This is a genomic window from Kocuria sp. (assembly GCF_030536815.1).
GTDB lineage: Bacteria > Actinomycetota > Actinomycetes > Actinomycetales > Micrococcaceae > Kocuria > Kocuria gwangalliensis.
In genome coordinates this window covers 1-1,556 of the sequence record NZ_JAUNPE010000341.1, presented here as the reverse complement: position 1 = coordinate 1,556, position 1,556 = coordinate 1, and the positions used below count along the sequence as shown (strand labels likewise).

General features: G+C 66.7%; 1 protein-coding gene. It reads right to left on the bottom strand.

Going from position 1 to position 1,556, the window contains the following annotated elements; all coding sequences use genetic code 11:
* Nucleotides 1-23: 23 nt before the first annotated feature.
* Nucleotides 24-1,430, bottom strand: coding sequence for an aldehyde dehydrogenase family protein (locus Q4E95_RS13780; RefSeq protein WP_303383837.1), 1,407 nt, complete (start codon nucleotides 1,428-1,430; stop codon nucleotides 24-26).
* Nucleotides 1,431-1,556: the final 126 nt, after the last annotated feature.

The following is a 1,556-nucleotide window of genomic DNA, read 5'->3' as shown; positions in this document are numbered from 1 at the left end:
GGACCGAGCGGCGTCGTCGACCGTTACCGGGAGATCACCTTGGGCGCGGCCACGGACTTGAGGCCCTCCACCCCGAACTCCAGGCCGTAACCGGAGCTCTTGATGCCGCCGAACGGCACACGCGGATCCACGGCCCCGTGCTTGTTGATCCACACCGTGCCGGCCTCGATCCGCTGCGCCACCTCGAACGCGGCGTCCGGATCGGAGGACCACACCGAGGCGCCCAATCCCACGTCCAGGCCGTTGGCCATGGCGATGGCCTCGTCCAGGTCCGAGTACTTGATGATCGGCAGTGCCGGACCGAATTGTTCCTGCGCCACCAGCGGATTGTCGTTGGGCAGGTCCGCGATCAACGTGGTCGGGTAGAAATAACCGGGCTGCTCGGCCTGCGGATCGCCGCCGATCAGCACCCGGCCGCCGCCGTTCTTGGCGTCTTCCACGAGGCCGGCCACGATGTCGTACTGCTGCTTGTTCTGCAGCGGGCCCAGCACGTTCTGCTCCTCGAGGCCGTTGCCCATGGGCATCTGCTGGGCCACCGCGACCAGGGCGTTGCACACGTCCTCGTAAACGTCCTCGTGGACGTAAAGGCGCTTGAGCGCCGCGCAGGTCTGGCCGGTGTTGATGAACGCACCCCAGAACAGGTCGCCCGCGATCTGCTGGGCGTCCACGTCGGGCAGCACGACGCCGGCGTCGTTGCCTCCCAGCTCCAGGGTCAAACGAGCGAGTCCGTCGGCCGCGGAACGCATGATGGCCTGGCCGGTCTTGGTGGAGCCGGTGAACATGATCTTGTCGATCCCGGTGTGCTCGGTCAGGGCCTGCCCGATCTCGCCACCTCCCGGGACCACGTGCAGCACGTTCTCCGGAAGCGCCTGATGGAGCACGTGAATGAGCCCCAGCACGGACAGCGGCGTGTACTCGGAGGGCTTGACCACCACGGTGTTACCCATGCGCAGGGACGCCGCAACCTGCCACACGGTGATCATCATGGGCCAGTTCCACGGGCCGATCGCACCCACCACTCCCAGAGGCACGTAATGCAGTTCGGCCTTGCCGGATTCATCATCCACGAGAACTTCCGGCTCCATGGGCGTGTCCGCATTGGCGCGCAACCATGCGGCGCACGCACCCACCTCGAAGGCCGCGTTCGGGCCGTTCTTGATCGGCTTGCCCTGCTCACGGGAGAGCAGCTCCGCGAGCGCCTCAGCGTTGGCCTCCACCGCATCCGCCGCGCGATGCAGGTACTCGGACCGCTTGGCATGGCCCGACGCCGCCCACTCCGGTTGCGCAGCGCGGGCCGCCTCGATCGCCCGGTTCAGTTCGGCGACCGTGGACTCGTGGACCTTGCCCACCAGCTCCCCCGTGGCGGGGTCGAGAATCTCGCGACCGGAGGGATCTGCAATGGCTGACAACAGTTCTTGATACGTGCTCATGGGTGCTCCTTGGATGCCGGTGCTCCGCCAACGGCTGGCGAAGGCCTCGTTCTGCATCCATTGTGGCTTGTGTCACGCCGCTCATGTTGTCTGCCCGTGCAGCCGTCTTGCTCCTCGGTGCAGGCG